The 21,362-nt window shown below is 36.3% G+C and carries 19 protein-coding genes; 9 read left to right on the top strand and 10 right to left on the bottom strand.

The features are described 5' to 3' along the window. Position 1 precedes the first annotated feature (1 nt). On the top strand, positions 2–1,348 hold the full coding sequence (gene purB / locus FLA105534_RS10880) for an adenylosuccinate lyase (RefSeq protein ID WP_173966143.1): 1,347 nt from the start codon (positions 2–4) through the stop codon (positions 1,346–1,348). A gap of 231 nt (positions 1,349–1,579) precedes the next feature. Beyond that, a complete protein-coding gene (locus tag FLA105534_RS10885; RefSeq protein ID WP_173966144.1) occupies positions 1,580–3,817 on the top strand; it encodes a cation:proton antiporter domain-containing protein in 2,238 nt (745 codons plus the stop codon). 167 nt (positions 3,818–3,984) lie between these two features. Here FLA105534_RS10885 and FLA105534_RS10890 read toward each other — a convergent pair whose 3' ends face one another. Beyond that, the gene (locus tag FLA105534_RS10890; protein WP_173966145.1) at positions 3,985–4,623 is read right to left on the bottom strand and encodes a peroxiredoxin; all 639 of its coding nucleotides are present in this window, start codon (positions 4,621–4,623) and stop codon (positions 3,985–3,987) included. A gap of 112 nt (positions 4,624–4,735) precedes the next feature. After that, a complete protein-coding gene (locus FLA105534_RS10895; protein WP_317168192.1) occupies positions 4,736–5,698 on the bottom strand; it encodes an AEC family transporter in 963 nt (320 codons plus the stop codon). A gap of 56 nt (positions 5,699–5,754) precedes the next feature. On the opposite strand from FLA105534_RS10895, the gene FLA105534_RS10900 reads away from it, so the two are divergent. The 5 genes from FLA105534_RS10900 to meaB all read left to right on the top strand — a co-directional run bounded on the left by FLA105534_RS10900 (position 5,755) and on the right by meaB (position 9,355). After that, complete coding sequence (locus tag FLA105534_RS10900; RefSeq protein ID WP_173966147.1) at positions 5,755–6,321, top strand: Crp/Fnr family transcriptional regulator; 567 nt, start codon at positions 5,755–5,757, stop codon at positions 6,319–6,321. Positions 6,322–6,374: 53 nt separating this feature from the next. Beyond that, positions 6,375–6,854 (top strand): DoxX family protein, encoded by a 480-nt coding sequence (locus FLA105534_RS10905; RefSeq protein WP_173966148.1) that lies wholly within the window; start codon positions 6,375–6,377, stop codon positions 6,852–6,854. Between the two features lie 128 nt (positions 6,855–6,982). Beyond that, a complete protein-coding gene (locus tag FLA105534_RS10910; RefSeq protein WP_173966149.1) occupies positions 6,983–7,390 on the top strand; it encodes an Rrf2 family transcriptional regulator in 408 nt (135 codons plus the stop codon). Positions 7,391–7,447: 57 nt separating this feature from the next. Then, positions 7,448–8,089, top strand: coding sequence for an NAD(P)-dependent oxidoreductase (locus FLA105534_RS10915; RefSeq protein WP_173966150.1), 642 nt, complete (start codon positions 7,448–7,450; stop codon positions 8,087–8,089). Between the two features lie 171 nt (positions 8,090–8,260). After that, on the top strand, positions 8,261–9,355 hold the full coding sequence (gene meaB / locus FLA105534_RS10920) for a methylmalonyl Co-A mutase-associated GTPase MeaB (protein WP_173966151.1): 1,095 nt from the start codon (positions 8,261–8,263) through the stop codon (positions 9,353–9,355). Between the two features lie 55 nt (positions 9,356–9,410). On the opposite strand, the gene FLA105534_RS10925 is transcribed toward meaB, so the two are convergent. The 3 genes from FLA105534_RS10925 to FLA105534_RS10935 all read right to left on the bottom strand — a co-directional run bounded on the left by FLA105534_RS10925 (position 9,411) and on the right by FLA105534_RS10935 (position 13,138). Continuing rightward, entirely contained in the window at positions 9,411–11,354 is a 1,944-nt protein-coding gene (locus FLA105534_RS10925; protein ID WP_173966152.1) for an LTA synthase family protein, read from the bottom strand. 57 nt (positions 11,355–11,411) lie between these two features. Continuing rightward, positions 11,412–11,639, bottom strand: coding sequence for a hypothetical protein (locus FLA105534_RS10930; RefSeq protein ID WP_017495128.1), 228 nt, complete (start codon positions 11,637–11,639; stop codon positions 11,412–11,414). A gap of 113 nt (positions 11,640–11,752) precedes the next feature. Next, a complete protein-coding gene (locus FLA105534_RS10935) occupies positions 11,753–13,138 on the bottom strand; it encodes an MATE family efflux transporter (protein ID WP_173966153.1) in 1,386 nt (461 codons plus the stop codon). Positions 13,139–13,327: 189 nt separating this feature from the next. On the opposite strand from FLA105534_RS10935, the gene FLA105534_RS10940 reads away from it, so the two are divergent. Further along, entirely contained in the window at positions 13,328–13,831 is a 504-nt protein-coding gene (locus tag FLA105534_RS10940) for a hypothetical protein (RefSeq protein WP_173966154.1), read from the top strand. Positions 13,832–14,000: 169 nt separating this feature from the next. Further along, the gene (locus tag FLA105534_RS10945) at positions 14,001–14,936 is read left to right on the top strand and encodes a DUF6268 family outer membrane beta-barrel protein (protein WP_173966155.1); all 936 of its coding nucleotides are present in this window, start codon (positions 14,001–14,003) and stop codon (positions 14,934–14,936) included. 175 nt (positions 14,937–15,111) lie between these two features. Here the strand turns inward: FLA105534_RS10945 and FLA105534_RS10950 are convergent, their stop codons facing one another. The 5 genes from FLA105534_RS10950 to FLA105534_RS10970 form a co-directional block, all read right to left on the bottom strand. Further along, entirely contained in the window at positions 15,112–15,825 is a 714-nt protein-coding gene (locus tag FLA105534_RS10950) for a LytR/AlgR family response regulator transcription factor (protein ID WP_173966156.1), read from the bottom strand. 157 nt (positions 15,826–15,982) lie between these two features. Further along, complete coding sequence (locus FLA105534_RS10955; RefSeq protein ID WP_173966157.1) at positions 15,983–17,032, bottom strand: sensor histidine kinase; 1,050 nt, start codon at positions 17,030–17,032, stop codon at positions 15,983–15,985. 124 nt (positions 17,033–17,156) lie between these two features. Continuing rightward, positions 17,157–17,750, bottom strand: coding sequence for a porin family protein (locus FLA105534_RS10960; RefSeq protein ID WP_173966158.1), 594 nt, complete (start codon positions 17,748–17,750; stop codon positions 17,157–17,159). Between the two features lie 176 nt (positions 17,751–17,926). Next, positions 17,927–19,699, bottom strand: coding sequence for a cytochrome-c peroxidase (locus FLA105534_RS10965; RefSeq protein WP_173966159.1), 1,773 nt, complete (start codon positions 19,697–19,699; stop codon positions 17,927–17,929). A 94-nt stretch (positions 19,700–19,793) separates the two neighbouring features. Beyond that, entirely contained in the window at positions 19,794–21,245 is a 1,452-nt protein-coding gene (locus FLA105534_RS10970; RefSeq protein WP_173966160.1) for a PhoX family protein, read from the bottom strand. Positions 21,246–21,362 lie beyond the last annotated feature (117 nt).

Consider the following 21,362-nt stretch of genomic DNA (forward strand, 5'->3'; position numbering starts at 1 on the left):
AATGACTACTTTAAACGAATTGAATGCTATATCTCCAATTGATGGAAGATATAGAAATAAAACCCTTTCATTAGCACCATTTTTCTCAGAAGAAGCTCTAATCAAATACCGTGTATTGGTTGAAGTTGAATATTTCATCGCTTTATGCGAAGTGCCTTTACCGCAGCTTGCAGGCATAAACTCTGATTTGTTTGACAGTTTGAGAAATATCTACAAAAATTTCTCTACTGAAGACGCGCTTTGGATTAAGGAAACCGAAAAAGTAACCAACCATGATGTAAAAGCTGTGGAATACTTTATCAAAGATGCTTTTGAAAAACTGGGCTTATCTCAATACAAAGAATTCATTCACTTCGGATTAACTTCTCAGGACATTAACAATACTGCGATTCCGCTTTCTACAAAAGAAGCTTTTGAGCAGGTTTATATGCCTTCGCTAATTGCTTTAATTTCTAAATTAAAAGAATTAAGCGTAGAATGGAGAGACATTCCAATGTTGGCCCGCACACACGGACAGCCAGCTTCTCCTACTCGTTTAGGGAAAGAAATTTTAGTTTTTGTAGAGCGTTTAGAAGAGCAAATGCGTTTGTTATTTAACATTCCGTTTGCCGCTAAATTTGGTGGTGCAACCGGAAATTACAATGCGCATCACGTAGCTTACCCACAAATCGACTGGAAACAATTTGGTAATAAATTTGTTGAAACTGATTTAGGCTTACACCATTCATTCCCAACAACTCAAATCGAACATTACGATCATTTTGCTGCATTTTTTGATGCTTTAAAAAGAATCAATACAATTATCATCGACTTAGATCGTGATATCTGGACGTATGTTTCGATGGATTACTTTAAACAAAAAATCAAAGCAGGAGAAATTGGTTCGTCTGCTATGCCACATAAAGTAAACCCGATTGATTTTGAAAATTCAGAAGGAAACTTAGGAATTGCCAATGCTATTTTTGAACATTTGGCAGCAAAATTACCGGTTTCAAGATTACAGCGCGATCTAACAGACAGTACTGTTTTACGTAACATTGGAGTTCCTATGGGACACACAATTATTGCTTTTGAAGCTTCTTTAAAAGGTTTAAACAAACTATTACTAAACGAGGCTAAATTTGCTGAAGATTTAGAAAAAAACTGGGCTGTTGTAGCCGAAGCAATTCAGACAATTTTACGTCGTGAGGCGTATCCAAATCCGTATGAAGCTTTGAAAGGTTTGACCAGAACAAATGAAGCAATTGACAAAAAAGCCATTCATAATTTTATTGCAACTTTAGAAGTTTCTGACGCTGTTAGAGCCGAATTAATGGCCATTACCCCTAGCAACTATGTAGGAATCTAAAGAAAACCTATAATATTTTCGCAAAAAAAGCTATCTTTATCGATAGCTTTTTTTATTTACAAATCGTACTAAAAAATTAGCCGGACGATTTCACTCTCTCTTTTATTTTCTGAAGGAGTTGTGAGTGAACATAATTTACATTGAAAAGCTGTTCTTTCAGAAAACTGTTTTTTTTAGCAAAAAAACTGAAACAACAAGCTGAATGATTTTCTTAACAAAAAACACTACTCTATGATCGCCTTAAATGCCGCTGCAGAAACTACCCACCATTTACAACCCTTAATTAGCGACTTAGGTCTAATCCTGCTGACTGCAGGAATTGCTGTTTTATTATTTAGATTAATCAAACAACCCTTAGTTTTAGGATATTTAATTGCCGGTTTTCTGGCAGGAAATCATTTTGATTTCTTTCCTACCATTACCGAAATGAAAAGTGTTGAAGTCTGGGCAGAAATTGGTGTAATCATCTTATTATTTAGCTTAGGTCTCGAATTTAGTTTCAAAAAACTAATGAAAGTCGGAGGTACAGCATCTATAACAGCCATTACTCAGATTATTACCATGGTTGTAATTGGTTATATGGTGGGGCGCTGGATGGGATGGGCGCAAATGGACAGTATCTTTCTAGGAGTTATACTCTCTATTTCTTCTACAACAATTATTTTAAAGACTTTTGATGAACTGGGTGTAAAAGCTCAAAAATTTGCCGGGATCGTAATCGGATCTTTAATTGTACAGGATCTTGTTGCCATTTTAATGATGGTATTACTGTCAACTATTGCAGTAAGTCAACAATTTTCGGGAAGCGAATTAATGATGTCTGTTTTAAAACTGATTTTCTTCCTGACGGTATGGTTCCTAGGGGGAATCTTTTTTATCCCAACCTTACTTAAAAAGGCCAAACATTTACTGACTGACGAAATGCTGCTGATTATATCGCTTGCCCTTTGTTTAACAATGGTAAGTTTTGCTGCAAACGTAGGTTTTTCTCCAGCATTGGGTGCTTTTATCATGGGCTCTATTATCGCCGAAACTACACAGGCAGAACATATTGAGCATCTTATAAAACCTGTAAAAGATTTATTTGGGGCTATTTTCTTCGTATCTGTTGGTATGCTTATCGACCCTAAAATGTTATACACGCACGCACTGCCGGTTGCTATTTTAACTTTTGTAACTATCATTGGTCAATCTGTAAGTTCGACTATTGGGGCGCTACTGGCCGGTCAGCCCTTAAAACAATCCGTACAAACGGGAATGAGTTTATCGCAAATTGGGGAGTTCTCGTTTATCATTGCTACTTTAGGAATGACTCTGAACGTAACAAGTTCTTTTTTATACCCTGTGGTTGTTGCCGTTTCTGCTATTACCACTTTTACAACCCCATTTATGGTAAAATATGCCGTACCTTTTTCTGATTTTCTGGAACGAAAACTTCCTCGAAAATGGGTTAAAAACATCAACCGTTACAGTGTCAATGCTCAGGCCATAAAATCAGTTAGTGTCTGGCAAAAAGTACTAAATGCTTATATCATACAAATCGTTTTACACACTATCATTATCACGGCCATTATTTTATTATCTGTAAAATTTGTTGCGCCTTTGGTTGCAGAAACAAGATTCGGAAATACACTGGCAGCACTTATTACACTCGTCATTATCGCTCCGTTTTTATGGGCACTCTCCCTTCGAAGAGTTGCAGTAGAAGAAGTTGATACTTTATGGGAAGAGCGCAAATACCGTGGTGCTATATTGATGTTGATTCTAATTAGGATGAGTCTTGGTTTGTTCTTAATTGGATTCTTGCTAAACATATTCTTCTCTCCTTTGGTTGCTCTGATTGCCTTAGTGGTTGCCGTTGTAGTTTACCAAATATTCCCTAAAAAACTAAACGAACAATATCATAAAATTGAAAATCACTTCCTAAAGAATCTAAACGATCGTGAAAACAAAAAAATTGATAGACGTTATGCTAATTTAATGCCATGGGACGGTCACATGTCGTTTTTTGATATTGGAACAGAATCAAATTTAGTGGGCAAAACCCTTGAAGAATTGCGTATTAGAGAATCAATGGGAATCAATATTGCTTACATAAAACGAGGAGATATCACTATCCCAATTCCGACTAAAAACGAACGTTTGTTTCCTGGTGATGAAATTTGCGTTATTGGTACAGATGCTCAGGTTACTGAATTCAACAAATATCTCAATCAAAATGAAATTGAAGCTCGTAAAAATGTAGAAGAATCTGAAATTGTACTTCGCCAGTTGGAGATTGCTCACGAAGATTTTGTACAAAAAAGTATCGGTCAGTTTAGAGGAAAAACCGGTGGTCTTGTTGTGGGAATTGAAAGAAACGGTAATCGTATATTAAACCCGGAATCTCACTTAATTCTCGAAAAAAATGACATTATCTGGGTTGTTGGCGATAAAAAACGAATGGCTGAGCTTATGAAGAAATTCTAAGTTTTTAAGGCATTGAGGTACTAAGGTTCTAAGGTTTGGAGTTATAAAACTTCTTACCTTAGAACCTTAGTCTTTTAACTTACTTACTGAAAACACTTAGTCTCTCAGCACTGTAATATTTACAAAAATCCATAAGAAAAAATCTTGTGCCTTAGAAGCTTAGTCCCTTACTTATTCGGCTGCGGTGTTATGCGTAAATAAGGTTTTATTGGTGTATATCCTTTTGGGAATTTCGCAGGAATATCACTATCCGGAACAGCTGGAGTAATCACAACGTCTTCTCCGTCCTTCCAATTAGCAGGAGTTGCTACACTATAATTGGCTGTTAATTGCAAACTGTCAATCACACGAAGCAATTCATCAAAATTTCTTCCTGTTGAAGCCGGATATGTTAAGGTCAATTTTATTTTTTTATCGGCACCAATTACAAACACAGAACGTACGGTAAATTTATCGCTTGCATTTGGATGCAGCATATCGTATAAAGTTGCAATTCTTTTATCTTCGTCGGCAATTATAGGAAAATTAACCGTTGTATTCTGGGTTTCATTGATGTCTTTGATCCACTCTAAATGGGACTCTAAACCATCTACACTCAGTGCAATAACTTTTGTATTTCTTTTGGTAAATTCCGGAAGATAATTGGCAACTGTTCCTAATTCGGTAGTACATACCGGAGTAAAATCAGATGGATGCGAAAATAAAACACCCCAGGAATCTCCCAACCATTCATGAAAATTAATTGGCCCTTCGGTTGTTTCTGCATGAAAATCCGGAGCAATATCTCCTAATCTTAATGTTGACATAATTGTATATTTTTTAGTTTCTCTAAAATTAGTCAAAAAAAGAACAAAGAAAACACTGTTTTTCTAAAAAAACGTTAAAGTTCTATTTAGTCTGTCTAATTAGTATTTAAAGCTAAATAAAATGCACTATGCAATACCAGACAGCAAGGGTGATAAACGAAATTGGGATTCCGAAACCAATCATCATACTGCTCAATTTTGGCTTTAATCCATAAGTCGAAGCTAAGATTGCACCTGTAATCATAGGAGCCATTGCCATTTCCATAATAGTAATTTTAATGGCTTCAGAATGTTGTCCGAGAATAAAAACGTACAAAACCAAAATAACAAACGGAACTGCAATAAGTCGAAAGAAAAGTCCGAGACGCAGAAATTGCCAATGCTGGCTTTTTCGGTCAAAAGTAAGCTGTAATCCCACCGAGAGTAGCGCCAAAGGGGTTACAAAACTTCCCACTTTCAATAAAACAGACTGAACATTCAAATCTAAATCGTATTCGAAGACATTCAGCAGACAGGCTGTCACAAAAGTAACAAACGGAGGAAATAAAATTATTTTCTTGAATATGCTAAAAGAATCCGCACTGCCTTTAGAATAAAAAGCGGCTACAAAAACCCCCAGCGTCGAAACCACCACAAAAGTGCCCGGCTGATCGACAAGAATTGCCGTTTCTAAACCCTTCTTCCCAAACAGAGCTTCAATAATAGGGTATCCCAAAAAAGAAGAATTACTTAATCCGGCAGTTAAAATCAAACAGCCAATTAATCTGTTAGACCAGCCCAATCTTCTGCCTAGAAAATGAAAAAACGCAAAAGCCAGTAAAAAGCTAATCCAACCTGATAGTATCGGAAACAGTAATTCATTACTCCATCTTATTTTCGGAATATGATACAGTGTTATTGCGGGTAGACAAACGTAAAGGACAACCTTATTTAAAACCTTATAAATATGAGTTGGAAATTGCTTAATATGCTGCAAAAACAAGCCCAAAGCAAGAAATAGAAATATTTGAATAAAGTTGTTCATATCGTTGAGTCCTGACAAAAATAGACATTTATTATCTGATGTATAAAACATTTTAAATCACTTCTCTAAGTTTTTTGTTACTTTTAAGTTCTAATTCCAAAAAACAAATGCAGTTAATACGAGACAATTTTGAGCGAATAACCAAGCTTTCGGATACCGAATGGAATATTTTTTCATCCAAACTTGTACGTCAGGAATTTTCAAAGAAAACGTCAGTACTTGAAACAGGCACAATCGAAAACTACCTCTCATTTGTAGAAAAAGGTTTGGTGAGATATTACATTCCCGGTGAAGATCATGACCTCACTTTTACCTTTGTGTTTGATGGCGAATTTACAAGTGGTTACGATTCCTTTATCACCAGATTACCGGTAAATTATACAATCGAAACGCTCTCAGAAACGGTTCTTTGGCGCATATCCTATGAAGATCTACAGGATGTCTATGCCGAAACTAAAATTGGCAATACCATTGGACGCATTGCAAGCGAAGGGCTGTTTCTTAAAAAAGCAAAAAGAGAACTTTCACTGCTTAACGACTCGGCTGAGCAGCGTTATCTCAACCTTTTTACCGAGCAACCACAACTCATACAAAGGATTCCTCAAAAATACCTTGCCTCTTATATTGGTATCACTCCACAGGCATTGAGCAGAATAAGAAAACGTATTTCTTAACCCTGGTTCATTGTTTCAGATCCCTTTACTACGCAACTTTGTAAAAAAAAGATATGGAAACTTTAATTGTGTTACTAGGTGTCTTTACAATTGCACTGCTCTTTGTAAAACTTACTTCAAAAAGATTTGAAATCTCAAAGGCGGCCAGAATTGCCATGGCAGCCATGCTTGCATTTACAGCTGTAAGCCATTTTGTATTCACCAAAGGAATGGCTATGATGGTCTCTTTCTTACCCTGGCCAACCGGAATTGTTTATGCAACAGGAATTATAGAACTGGTTGCAGCAGTCGGGCTCTTGATTCCAAAAACAAGATTGCTTACTGCTCAACTTCTTGTCCTCTTTTTTATTGTTTTGCTTCCCGCGAATATCTATGCAGCCAGACATAGTATCAATCTACAAACGGCCAGTTACAACGGTAAAGGCCTCTCCTATTTATGGTTTAGAGTACCGCTTCAGCTTTTGTTTATCGGTTGGGTTTATTTTTCTTCTATCAGAAATCAGATGCTCAATAAACGTGTTACCGCTTACTAAAACAAGTCCTTTACCACATTTTGTTCTAAAGTTAGGTTATGTTTTTTCTGTGTAGAAAATTAATTTTTAGTTAAAACTTTTTTTTAATTCAAAAAACACCTTAAATTTGTAACATATTTTATTACAGTATGATTTCAGGTAAGTTTGCCATAACGATTCACATTTTAACTTTACTCACTAAATTCCCGAATGATTTTTTATCCTCGGAGTTTATTGCGGGAAGTATTAATCTTAATCCGGTATTGGTGAGAAAAGAAATTGCCAATTTAAAAGCGCATCATATTGTGGAAAGTAAGGAAGGTAAAAACGGCGGTACAAAACTGGCTGTCGATCCTTCGAAAATTACATTAAAAGAAATATTTGAAATGACTTTTGAGACCATCAATCTGGGTTATGCCAAAAATCAGCCTAATCCGGATTGTCCGGTTGGAAAAAAGATCAATCAAAATTTGAGTTCTTTGTATGCTGAAATGAATCAAAAAGTTAGTTTACAATTAGACGGAATCACACTGGAAGATTTTTCTAATCAATTCTAAAACTATTTTTTTTCACAAAACTGTAACATTTTTTATTACTAATTAAATTTATATATTATGAAAATCGCAATTATTGGAGCAACCGGATTTGTTGGTACTGCTATTTTAAACGAACTTACAAACAGAAATCATGAGATTACTGCCATTGCCAGAAACCCAAAAGACAACGCAAATGTGATCTGGAAAAGCGCAGACATTTTTAATGTAGACGCTCTGGCAGAAATTTTAAAAGGAAATGACGTCGTTGTTAATGCGTACAACTCAGGATGGACCAACCCAAATATCTACGACGATTTTATTTCCGGATCAAAAGCAATTCAGGAAGCAGTAAAAAAATCCGGTGTAAAACGTTTCATTACGATAGGAGGAGCTGGAAGTTTATTTGTAGCTCCTGGCTTACAAGCTGTTGACACCCCGGACTTCCCAAAAGAATACCACGCCGGAGCATCTGCCGCGAGAGATTATTTAAACTTTCTAAAAGAAGAAAAAGAACTTGATTGGGCATTCTTTAGTCCGGCTTTCGAAATGCACCAGGGTATTACCACCGGAAGAACAGGAAAATACCGCTTAGGCTTGGAAAATCCGGTTTTTAATGACGAACAGAGAAGTATTCTATCTGTAGAAGATTTAGCAGTTGTAATTGCTGACGAAACCGAAACCCCAAAACACCATCAGGTTCGTTTTACAGCAGCTTATTAAGACATTTTTTTAAGGGACAAAGGTACAGAGAGGCAAAGCTGCAAAGGTTTTCCTCTCTGTACCTTTTTACCTTTGCAGCTTTGAACCTTTGTACCTCTGCACCTTTGCAAAAAAAATCCTTTTTGAAACTGTTTTTGTTTTCTGTACTTTTACACTACCAAAAAGTATATTTTGTCAGCTTCAGAAAAACGATCAGGTAGTTTACACGAAAAAGCCGGAATTTCTCCTCCAGAAATCACCAATGTTACCGCTATTCGTCAAATCAAAAAAAACAGAAGACAACAACCTTCTTCATCTGAATTGATTGAAGGTGTCTTATTAGGAAATATTACCGCGTTGAGTCGTGCAATTACTTTGGTGGAAAGTACTAATCAGGAACATGTTGCGAAAGCAAACGAGGTTGTAAACGGTTGTTTACCGCATGCCAATCGATCGATTCGTATTGGAATCACGGGGGTTCCTGGTGTTGGAAAAAGTACTTTTATTGAAACTTTTGGAAGCTACCTGACACATTTAGGAAAAAAAGTAGCCGTCTTGGCCGTTGACCCAAGCAGCTCGATTTCGCATGGAAGTATTTTAGGAGATAAAACCCGTATGGAAGAACTGGTAAAAGACGAAAATGCTTTTATCAGACCTAGTGCTTCCGGAGATACTTTGGGCGGCGTAGCGCGCAAAACAAGAGAATCGATTATTTTATGTGAAGCTGCAGGTTTTGACACAATTGTTATTGAAACAGTTGGTGTGGGTCAAAGCGAAACCGCTGTTCACAGTATGGTCGACTTTTTTCTATTACTCAAAATTTCCGGTGCCGGCGACGAACTTCAGGGTATTAAACGCGGCATTATGGAAATGGCTGATGCCATCGTAATCAACAAAGCAGATGGCGACAACATCAAAAAAGCCAATCAGGCAAAACTCGAATTCAACAGGGCTTTGCATTTATTTCCTCCAAAAAAATCAAACTGGCAGCCAAAAGTAACGACTTGCAGCGCTGTTACCAAAGATGGCATTTCAGAAATTTGGAATACGATTTCCGATTATACAGAAGCAACCACGGCATCAGGTTTCTTTCAGGAAAGACGAAAAGAACAAAATCAATTCTGGATGATGGAAACTATAAACGAGCAACTGCGACTAAATTTTTACAATCAGCCCGAAATTATAGCTCAGTTGGAACAAAACAAAAAAGCAGTGCAAAACGATGAAATTTCACCTTTTGCAGCTGCTCAAAATTTGTTGGAATTGTATTTTAGAGATACTAAGTAACTGAGATTCTAAAGTTCTGAGTTTTTTTTTTATTTTTAGAAACTTAGCACCTTAGCTACTTAGTCCCTTTTCCTCTTAACTTATACTTATTCTCCTTATATAAATTTCCTGCTGTAATTACATGTGCCAAAGCATCTTTTGCTAGGTCTTCATTTAATTTAACCGGAATTAGAGTGGTATCATTTTTAATTTCAAACTGTAACGGTTTCAAATTAGGTTGCATAATAACGACTTGATTTTCGACTCTAAAAGCATTGATATCATTAAACTGCATGATGGCTCTTCCTTGTGTTTTCGCATCCAGTTTGTTTAGATTTCTTCCAACCATAGGTGTTTCAAACGGAAGTCCCAAATAACTCAATAAGGTTGGTGGAATATCAATCTGACTGGCCAATTTACTGTAAACGGCTCCTTTTTGAACGCCAGGTCCCATTATAAGAGCGGGAATGTGAAACTTATTAATTGGCACTAAATTTTTACCATACGTTCTGGTGTTGTGATCTGCGATTACAATAAAAATCGTGTTTTTGAAATAAGGCTCTTTTTTAGCCATTTCAAAAAATTTCCCAATCGAGAAGTCAGCATATTTCATAGCATTGTTTACGGTTGCCGGTTTGGCATCATAAGGTTTGATTCTTCCCGCAGGATATTCAAAAGGCTCATGATTGGAGGTCGAAAACATTAAAGAAAAGAAAGGTTTGTCTCCTTTTGCTTTAAAATAGTTATTGGCTTTGGTTACCAGATCTTCATCTGAATATCCCCAGGTTCCTTTAAAAGCATATTTATTCCCATCAGATTCAAAATCTTCCTGGTCTACGATATCCTGAAATCCATTTCCGTTAAAAAAGGATGCCATATTGTCAAAATTTGCCATTCCACCATAAATAAAACTGGTGTCATATCCTTTTTGTTTTAACGCGTCGGCCAATGTAAAAAATCCTTGCTGTGAGTTTCCTAATTTCACTACACTTTCTGAAGGTGAAGGTAAAAATCCAGTCACTACCGCTTCGATTCCGCGTACACTTCGCGTTCCTGTGCAGTACAAATTGGTGAACAATAAACCTTCTTTAGATAGTTTATCAAATTCAGGTGTTAGTGGTTTTCCGCCCAAAATACCAACGTACTCCGCCCCTAAACTTTCCTGTAGAAAAATAACCAGATTATATGGTTTCTTCAAAAGCGTGTCCGGTTGCTGTACATGCAGAAATGGAATTTCAGCGTCTGTAAAATCACCAGGTCCGGCCAACATGTATTTTTTTACACGAGCGATTGCCTCGGCTTCTTCCATTTTACCATACATCTTGGTATTTCCCTCATTTTTAATTGAGTAAGCTGCAAAAGCTACCGTATAAAAAGAATTCAATCCCAAAGTATTGGTTAACTGATCTGTTGAAAATACAGCATTACTCGCATTAATCGGGCGTTTTGAAGTAAGACTTGAACGAGCTCCAAAAAACAATAAAAAAGCCAATAATGGAAAAACCATCGATTTAAATTTATAGTCAGCACTGCTGGTATAGAAGTATTTTTTTCCCTTCTTGAAAGCAAAATACAGCACTACTCCTAAAATTAAAAAAGTCACGATGATCGAGGTCAGATAACTTTTTAAAAGCATTCCGACTACTTCTTTAGGGTAAATCAGGTAATCTAAGAAAATTTTATTCGGACGTGTGTCGTATTGTTTTACAAAATCCGGTGTTGCCAACTCCACAAAAAGAATCAGAAACAGGAATAAAAAGCTGTAAACTACAAGGAATTTATTGGTAAACTTTAATGCTTTATTGGGCAAAAAAGTAATTAAAACTGCCGGCAGGAAAGACATATAACATAGTAAGATCATATCCATTCGAAGTCCGATTGGGAAAATGTACCAGAAATTTGGCGTTTCTACTACTCTGTCTTTAAAAATAAAGAACAAAAATAATCGGCTTAAAGTAGTAATCAACAATCCAATTAAGATGAAATTGATGATGGGTTTTAAAAAACTTAATTTTTTCATTAGAAAGATTTAAATGTTTTTGGATTGGGGCCTATCATAAAGACACACTGTATGACTTTACTCTTCGTAACGGTTTATTTCCCGATCGTAAAACTCATTCGCTAAAACAATTAAACCTTCCATCTCTGCATTTAGCTCTGCTTCGTCAAGATCTTCGGCTTCTTCCATGAATTCTACCTCATCATCTTTTAAATTGATTATGAATCTTGGATAATCCAGGTGAATGATAAAAATATCATCTGGAAAATCAGTATTGTCTCCGAGTAAAAATTTAGGTAATTCCATTTTTATTTATTTATTATTTTATTTATTGTTTTACAGACTGCAATGATTTAAAGAGCTTTCAGGATACTTAGCGAATCCTTTTTATCTGTGGCTGATTCTTTTGCCGTTCAAATTTAAGTATTTGAAACTGAATTTCTGATTAATTTTTTGGTCAGGTAATGAAAACGAATATAAAGAAATATTGCTGCTGTGGTAAGTCCGGCCAAAAGTCCGATCCAGACTCCCTCTGCTTTTAATTCGGTATATTCAGCAAGATAATATGAAATTGGAAAACCAATGATCCAATAGGCTACAAAGGTAATGTACATTGGGATTTTCACATCCTGCAAGCCTCGCAAAGCTCCGAGAACAACAACCTGAATTCCATCAGAAATTTGAAAAACGGCCGCTATTAAAAGTAATTTTGATGCAATGCCAATTACCTCGTTATTATCCAGAAGCTGACCTCCGTTTTCCATATTCAAAAAGATATGCGGCAGAAAATCATGAAACGCCACAAAAAGTATAGCAAAAAAAGTTTCAATTATAATCGCCAGTAAAAAGATCGAACGAGCCACCACAACTAAATTTTTATAATCCATTAAACCTCTTTGGTTACTCACTCTAATCATCGAAGTCACACTCAATCCCATCGCAAACATAAAAGTCATTGACGCCAGACTTAAAGCAATTTGATTGGCTGCCTGACTGGTTTTTCCAATGTTACCGCAAAGCCAGATAGAGGCAGTAAACAAAACTACTTCAAAAAGCATTTGCATTGCCGATGGAAATCCGATACTGATTATTTTTTTCAGAGTTTCTTTTTTAATTTCGTCAAAGCTGAAGTTTTTGAAGAAACGTTTCAAATCTTCTCTTCTCGACAGCATAATATGCATGAACATAACCAAAAATATTCTTGAAATTACAGTCCCCAAAGCAGCCCCAATAATTCCCATTTTTGGAAAAATCCAGATTCCGTAAATCAATACATAGTTAATTCCAACGTGGAGTACGTTGGCCATAATCATGGCGTACATTGAATATTTGGTCATCGAAAGTCCGTCAGCAAACTGCTTGTAGCCCTGATACACAATTAACGGAATTAAAGAGAAAGCAACCCAATCCAGATAAGGTTTTGCAAGCGCGATTACATCAGCAGGCTGTTGCAATAACTCCATTATCGGTTTTGCGAGAACAATAATTCCGAAAAGTAATAATCCTAAGAGTATGCATAAAAACAATCCGTGGTGAAATGCAGAACGGATTTTACCATCATTTTTTTCAGCATCTCCTTCCGCTACAATTGGTGTAATGGCGGTAGAAAAACCAATTCCTAACGACATAGCGATAAAAATCATACTGTTTCCTAATGAAACTGCCGCTAATTCTGTACTTCCTAACTTTCCAACCATTATGTTATCGACAATACCAATTAAGGTATGCCCGACCATTCCTAATATAATGGGATATGCTAATCTTAAATTATATGAAAACTCTTTGGTATACTGCTTTAAATTCACTTCTATTCTCTTTTAGTCGGCAAAGATAATCAGAAGCTTTGGATTCTTTGATACTATTAAAAACATAAGCAAATATTAAGGCTTTTTTAACGAACACAGATATTATATAACAATTACTAAAAATTATATAACAGCCCCCTGAGGTCTTAAAAGTATTTTTACAGTATTAGAAATTTAAAAAAGATGGTCATGAGAAATTTAAAAATGTTATGCCTCGCTGCTTTCGCTTTACTATACGCCAATACAACTTTCGCTCAGGACAGTGCCGTTAAAAACTATAATCAGGGCTTTAGATTAGGCTTTGGTTTAAATGGTGGTATCCCGACCGATAATGACTACAAATGGTCACTTGGTGGAGATGTTCGTCTGCAATATGATTTATCTAAAAGAACATCGTTGACCTTAACTACAGGTTTTACAAACCTTTTTATGAAAGACGAAGCAAAAGATCTTGGATTTATTCCTGCTAAAGCAGGTTTTAAAGCATTTATCTGGGAAGATCAGTTTTATATTTTGGGAGAAGTGGGAGCTGGTTTTGCCGTAACTAACGGTTATAACGACACTACTTTTTTATGGGCTCCGGGAATTGGGTATGCCACTAAATACATCGACATTAGTGTCCGCTACGAAGATTATAACAAATTCAAAACCAATCAGGTTGCTTTGCGTTTAGCCTATGGTTTTGATTTATAAAAGTTAGGTTTAATTTATTTTTTTGTTTTTGGTATGAACCCGGTAGAGAGTAAGCTCTATCGGGTTTTGTTTTGTCTTTTACCATTGGTCAAAAGATAACTGCCATTAGTCAAATGATTTTTCCGGATTGGTTTAGAACGCGGTAATTCGCTGAAAAATTAATCCAATCATGAACAAAACAGTTTTTTATCTATCACAGCTTTTTATCTTTTTTCTGATCAGCATTTCTGCACGATCACAATCAAAATTTTCAGGAGAATTTAAAGTCGATTATGTTCCGTTTTCTAATTACGTACGCCCAATGGACAGTACCAAAACAAGCGCCGAAAGTAATTTTAAAAGGGCACAGATCGCATTCGAAGTGCCTCTTTCTTTAAAAATGGACCAATACAATCATCCAAGACTCTGGTCTCTTTTTATGGATGGAAGTTATGCCCGAATGGAAAATAAAAATTATGAAATTCCTTCTCTTCCGGTAGAATTCCAGGGCGGGTTCCCTAATGAACTGCTGAATGCGCAAATTGGAGTCAAACACCTCCGCTCTATTTCTCCCTCCTGGTCTTTAATGGTTATGCTCTCCGTTGGTGTTTATACGGACATGGTCGAAATCAATAAAGATGATGTTTTAATTCAGGGTGGAGTTCTTTTTATCAAACAATTCAATCCCAATCTGGCTTTTGGTATGGGGCCGGTTTTAACCAATAGTTTTGGTGTTCCAATGGTGCTTCCCGGAATTTATTTTAATTGGGAATCCAGAGGTGCTCTGCATTTTAAAGTTGCATTTCCTGAAGGTTTAGAACTTGGGTATCGAATGTCTGACACTTTTGATTTGAAAGCGGTTGGAGAACTCAGCGGTATGACTGCAGAAACCAGGGTTGGAAACAAATCTTCGTTATTGGGATATCAGCAAATTATTGCGGGAATAAGACCGCAGATCAAGTTTGGTGAACATTGGACTTTAGAACCGACTGCCGGAACGACTATTGTGCGAAACTTTTCTACTACGAGCCGAAAAATAAAAGACATTTTTAAAGAAAAGGATATTGCTAATCCAAGATTTACGACCACCTTTTATGGAGCGGTCGCTTTAAAATGGAAGTTCTAAAGCTATTTTCTAACTGTTGGAAATAAATAAACAGCAAGAAACAGCAATTTAACACCTAAAAAAATCTCCTCTATAACCGGCTTTGTTCGTTTATAGAAGAGATTTTTTGCGTTTTTTTAATATAAACCTATCTTTCTTGAAGGTAAATTCATTTTTTAGAAATTACATCAACGGTTTATCTACTTAGTAAGTTTTTATAAACTACCTCTTTCAATAAAGCTTCGCGGCGTGTTCTTGAAATGGGCAGTTCTTGTCCTTTTACGAACAATCGCCCACCGGAAACAGAATCAATATGGGTAATATTGACAAGGAAAGATTTATGAATTCTGAAGAAAATCTCTGTTGGAAGTGTTTCTTCTAAAGAGATCATTGTCTGATGAATAACAAGAACCTTGTCTTTAAAATGAAGTTTTGCATAGTTTTGCATGCCTTCGATATAGAGAATATCAAGCCAGGAAATTTTTTGAAAGCCTTCTTCCTGACGCACGTACAAATAAGGATCTAATTGATTCTGCTTCGGAGAAACTGTCATCTGATGCCATTGTTTTGCTTTTAGAGCTGCCTGATAAAAACGCTGAAACGTAATGGGTTTTAATAAATAATCAACCACCTGCAAACGGTACCCCTCCAGAGCATATTCCGAATAAGCTGTAGTGAAAATGACCAAAGGCGGATTATCCAGCGATTCCAAAAACTCTAATCCGGAGAGATAAGGCATATTAATATCCAAAAACAACAAATCAATCTGTTTTTCCTGAATGTAGGACGTGGCTTCTAGTGCAGAGGCACAGGTACCCGCAACTTCAAGAAAATCAATTTTAGAGACAAAATCTACTATTCCGTTTCTTGCGATAGGTTCATCGTCGATAACCAGACATTTCATGTTCATATTTTGCTGTTTTTTATTATTTTTTTTCTCTCGCAGATCTAGCAGATCAGGCAGATTTTTTCTTTCTTTTTACCCAATCAAAAATCTGCAATCGTTAATCTTCAATCTAAAATCTTTTAACTTCATGACATTGAGCTATCGGGAACGTTACACCCTTTTACTTTAAATCTAAAACCACCGTTACTGTAAAATCCGAATCGGTTTTATTGATATTTAGCTGGTGTTTTTCGGGGTATTGAATCGCGAGCCTTTTTTTGACATTTTCAAGTCCAAGTCCCTGATTTTTGGAAGGGATTTTATATTGCTCGGTATAGGAGTTTTCGATTTTAAATTGTAATTGCTTGGAAGTTTGCCTGCAGGATAAGTGTACATATCCCTTTTGATTGGGAAGTCTTGAAACGTGTTTAAAGGCATTTTCAATTAAAGGCACCAAAAGCAAGGGCGCAATCTGAAGCTGAGTGTCTTCGATATTCCATTTGCATTTTACTTCCAGTTCATTACCCCATCTTGTTTCTTCGACCGCAATTAGATCTTTGAGATATTTTATTTCGAGATGCAGTGGTACATATTCTTTGTTACATTCATACAATTGATACCGCAGAATATCCGAGAACTGAACGAGTAAATCCGATGCTAGTTTTACATTGCTCTGCATTAAAATATGGATATGATTGAGTACGTTAAACATGAGATGCGGATTGATCTGATCCTGCAAAATCCTGATTTGTGCCTCGAGATGCACTTGTTGCAACTGCGCATGATTTCTTTCTATTACATTGTGTTCCTGATAAAATCGGAGTCCGCAGGCGGTACCACAGATTAAAATAGCTGCGGGAGTACTTCCAAAAAACCTTGCCCATAAAAACTGTATCGAAGTCATGTTTGCTTCATCCGGATACAAGCGTCCGCGAGAATAGGTATTGGAAAAAACAGCATAGATAATGGCCAGACAAAAGGAAAGTACCAAAACTATAATGACGCTTTGTACAGCAAATAAAGCCATCCTTCTTTTTCGCAAGGCATTTGGCAACAACACATCACTTAAAAAATGTGCCAAAAGACATGAACACAATAAAACCAAAAAAGCCTGAAAAGCAGCCGATAAAAAGCCATAAGCATCTATCATCTGCGACCAGATCGTTATTCCGAGTATGCACCAAAAAAAGACTAAAAATATCCAATGTCTGTTTTTACTTTTTGTAATCATCTAATAGGGAATAAAAATTCATAAGAAAATTTAGGCTCAAAAATAGCCCTATATTTTTTAAACAAACAGCAAAGAACCTAAAAGATTCTTTGCTGCTAACTAGGTTCAACCAATAAATAAACCTTTAAAATATAAAATAACCAACGCTGACGTTAAACGAATTTGGCTTCGAGCTAAATTCTTTACTCAGATTATTTAATCCTCCCTGATAGGTAACATCTAAAGTAAACTTCCACATTTCGATTCCTGCCCCAATCTGATAGCCTATATTCGATTTATCAAATTTCCCATAGCTCGTTTTTAATTGGTTCAGCGAAGAAAAATTTTCATCCAACACATAAGAATAAACTCCTCCTCCAAAAACTCTAACATTCAGAGTAGATTGATCGATTACTTTGTAACCAATTAACAGCGGTATTTCGAGACTTCTCCAGGTTGCATTTTTAGAAGATGACTGGGCTGTTCTTTCAATTTTAGAAGATTTCTCACTATACAAAATTTCATTTTGAACATAGAAACGTTTGAAGTCAAAGCGGGCCATGGCACCACCGAAAAAACCAGCGGCATACTTTGAATCAAAACCGTTTGAAACAGGCAGTTCAGAATAGTTTGATCCTGCTTTTATTCCAACATGAATAGGAAGCGGAGATTGTGCATTTGATTTAAAAGAGATTAATGTAAAAATAACTCCCAACCATAATAATTTGTACGTGTTCATGATAATAATGTTTATTAATTTGATGCAAAGGAGCACAAACCTGAAACGCTATTAAAATTAGTTTGATGAACGACAGTTACGTTTTGACTAACGGAGTTATTAATCGACTTTTCCTAAAAACAACAAACCCGACAGGTTTCAAAAACCAGTCGGGTTTAGATGATATACCCCACTATTTACTTCAGATACTTTTTATCGGTCAAAGTTCTCATGAAAGCGATGAGCTGCTTTTTTTCCAAATCGGATAAGTTTAATTTGTCTTCCGGTAACGTTTGGTTCGGAACATCGAATCCCAGGCCTAAACCTCCTCCTTCGTTATAAAAATCAACTACCTCTTCCAGAGTTTTGTAAACACCATTGTGCATGTATGGAGCGGTAAGTGTTATATTTCGGATAGTTGGTGTTTTAAACGAATTTTTATGAATCGTGGCCTGTGTAATTACAAACTTACCCAAATCCCCGTCTAGTTTTTTACTTTTATTCGGAACACCCAAAATTTCGCTTTCCGATCGGTCAAAATTAGGAGGAACAGTTCCATTGGTGAGCGGAATAAAATGACAGGTTGCACATTTGGCCTTCCCAGCAAACAAATTAAAACCTGCTTTTTCATCCGCTGTAAAACGCTCTTTGTTTTGCATATAAGCATCAAACTTCGAATCGTACTTGCTTAACGAACGAATATAAGAAGCCAAAGCATTTTTGATCTCAAATTCATTTATTGCTCCTTTTGGAAAAGCTTTTTTGAAATCTCTCACATAGTTCGCATCCTTTTGAAGCACTAAAGCCGATTGCTCCAAAGAACCGTGCATTTCGTTTTCATTTTTAATCACGGCCACTGCCTGATCTTCGAGATAACTTACTCTTGAATCTGCAAAAAATACGCGTTGAAAAGCAATATTGTTAAGTGTCGGCGTATTGCGCTGAAGCATTGATTTTCCGTCTAATGAAACCGCTGTTTCCAATCCATCTGTAAAAGCTTTATCAGCATGATGGCACGAAGCACAAGAACGAGTGTTGTTACCCGATAAAACAGGATCGTTGAACAGTTTTTTTCCCAACGCAATTTTCTCCGGCGTTGTTTTATAATCCGGAAAACCTGAAAAAGCTTCGGGATCAAATGCCTCCGGATCGAATAATGTTTGTGCCGTAACTTTTAAACCTCGTTGCTCTTTCATGAGCGGAATCCCCAATTCAGATCTGGTTTGAAATAATCCTTTGCTTAGCGGATTGGCAATTTCTTTGATAAAATAAGCACGGTCAAAAGCGTTAAAGTTGGTATTTGTTTTTAAATACTGCTGCCCTTTCTTCAATATCCCGAGTACCTGATTTGAATTGGAAACCGCATTGTTTTCAACATAAACCTGATAATATTTTTCGATGGTTTCTAAAGCAACCAAAGCTTCGGGAAGTGAATTCAGTACAACCGGGGAATCAAATCCTGTAATTCCTAAAGTAACCATTCGGTATACTTCCAATCGCATGGCGTCAAAAACATGCGCGTCCGTTAATTGATTTGAATTGGAAACTTTTTCCAGACGAACCAAATTAGCCGACAAAATACCCAATTCCTGAAGTAGTTCTTTTTTACTCTCTTTGTTGTACTTCGGAAAAACCAATTCCTCAATAACCTGAAATCCCTCAGGCGGAACTGTCACTTTATCATTTTCCTCAAACTCAGGTATTGCAGGACCGTTTATTGCTTTGGAAACGGCCGGCGAATAATACTCACTTATCATTTCGACCTTTTTATAACCTTGATGTGCTTCCAGAAATTGTCTCTGAATTTGTGCTTCGGTAGAATCTGACTGCACGGAATATTTAAGCTTAGCAACCTTCTCAATCAGTAAAGTAATATCAGACTGAAACAATTCATTTACTTCCTGATGTTTGTCTTTTTTCTGACAGGCTACCAATGCCAGCAGGAAAAACAAACCGTATATTTTTTTCATGTGTATTAAAAATTAAAAGGAAAATATTCAGAAAAACAGAAACCACTACCTCAAATTGAAATAGTGGATGACTGTTTTATAATGCTTTAAAAATTTATCTCGCTAAACCTTTAATCACTACAATTTGACTTGCTTGTTGCTCGTTCGGACGATTTGTTCCTCCGTCAACTCCTTTATATTTTTCGCCAGTCCAGGTATGAGGTTGGATGCTTAGCATGAAAGTATCAGGAATACCCAACTGATCTGATACATCGATCATAGCACCGTATTCCCAATCTCCGAATTTTGATAGTTTACCTACGTTGTATTTGGCAGCATCAGCCTGAGTACGACGGTGATCTAATTCTAATACTACTTTCAATTCTTTTGTAGCGATATTGTATTGATAGATATAAGCATCGTGTGTTTCGTCACCGTATCCGTTTGCATCTTCCTGAACGTAAACATAGTTACTGGTTACACAAATATTATCCGGGTTTTGAAATTTCCCTGCTTTTCCACTGCGGTTATCTCCATCTAAAACCAATTCTAAAGTTCCTTTTAACGGATCGGCAGCATCAAGATTTAATCTGTAAACTCTACCGTATTTCGTTCTTGAAGCATCGGCATTCGTTCCTGTGATATCTTGTCCGGTTACGTTAAAATACAATTCACGGTCAGCATTGTTACCTCCTTTGCGGTAATCTAAATCTTCAACACGACCAAATTTGATTGCTTTCAAAGTATTTACAGATGCGTTGATCTGAGCTCCTGTTAAAGTAGTGTGGTTGTCAATTTTCACGAAAGAAACAGGATAAGTTTGATCCACAGTCATGTCTCTTTCTCTTTGGTTGCTGTCATTTCTTTTTAACATGTACAAAGATCCACCTGTTAAATCACCAACAATATTTGATACATACATAAAAACCTGACCTCCGTAAGTTCCAGAGTCATCGTCACCAATTACTACAACTGTTTTTCCTTTGTAAGCAGAAGAACGTAATGGTAAAGCATTTTCGGCGCTTAAACGTCCAAATCCTGATAATTCTTTAGATACTGATGCTCCTCCAGCACTAGCGTACGGATCTAAGGCATGTGTACGAGACTCTTCTCCTGACTCTCCGCATGTTAAATAAAGCGGTCCAAAACCATGTTCTTCTTTAGTAGCCATAGTAGCCCCACACAATCTCCAGGTTCCTCCACTAGAGTTTAACAAATATTCTCCTTTTGTAGGTTTGAATGTTTTGTCTAAAGTAATTCTCGAAACCGCAAAATTGTCTTCGTTGTTTACTAAGAAAGTAAAAGTTCCGTCGGTATTTTTCAATAGCCCCGAACCATCAGCAGAACCTCCAAAAACAAATTTAGGACTGTCTGCAAAAACATCATCTGAACTAAAAAGAGAATAAATTTTCAAACTTTCAAATCCTGCCTGAGCTTTTATTAAACTTGGTGTTACAGATTGATCCTTCAGTACAACACTTGTTGTTTCTGCTTCGTCTTTAGAATCGTTATTACAAGATGTAAGTAACGAACCTAACATAATTAGGGGTAAAATAATTCTTTTCATTTAGTTAAAAATTGGTTTCTATTTTTTTTTACAAAGTAATCCCCTACTCTTTAATTTAAAATGATTTAGATATTATCAAAAAAACAACAGTTTGCAAAAAAACTGCTTTAAAACAAA

The organism is Flavobacterium collinsii (assembly GCF_902804485.1).
GTDB lineage: Bacteria > Bacteroidota > Bacteroidia > Flavobacteriales > Flavobacteriaceae > Flavobacterium > Flavobacterium collinsii.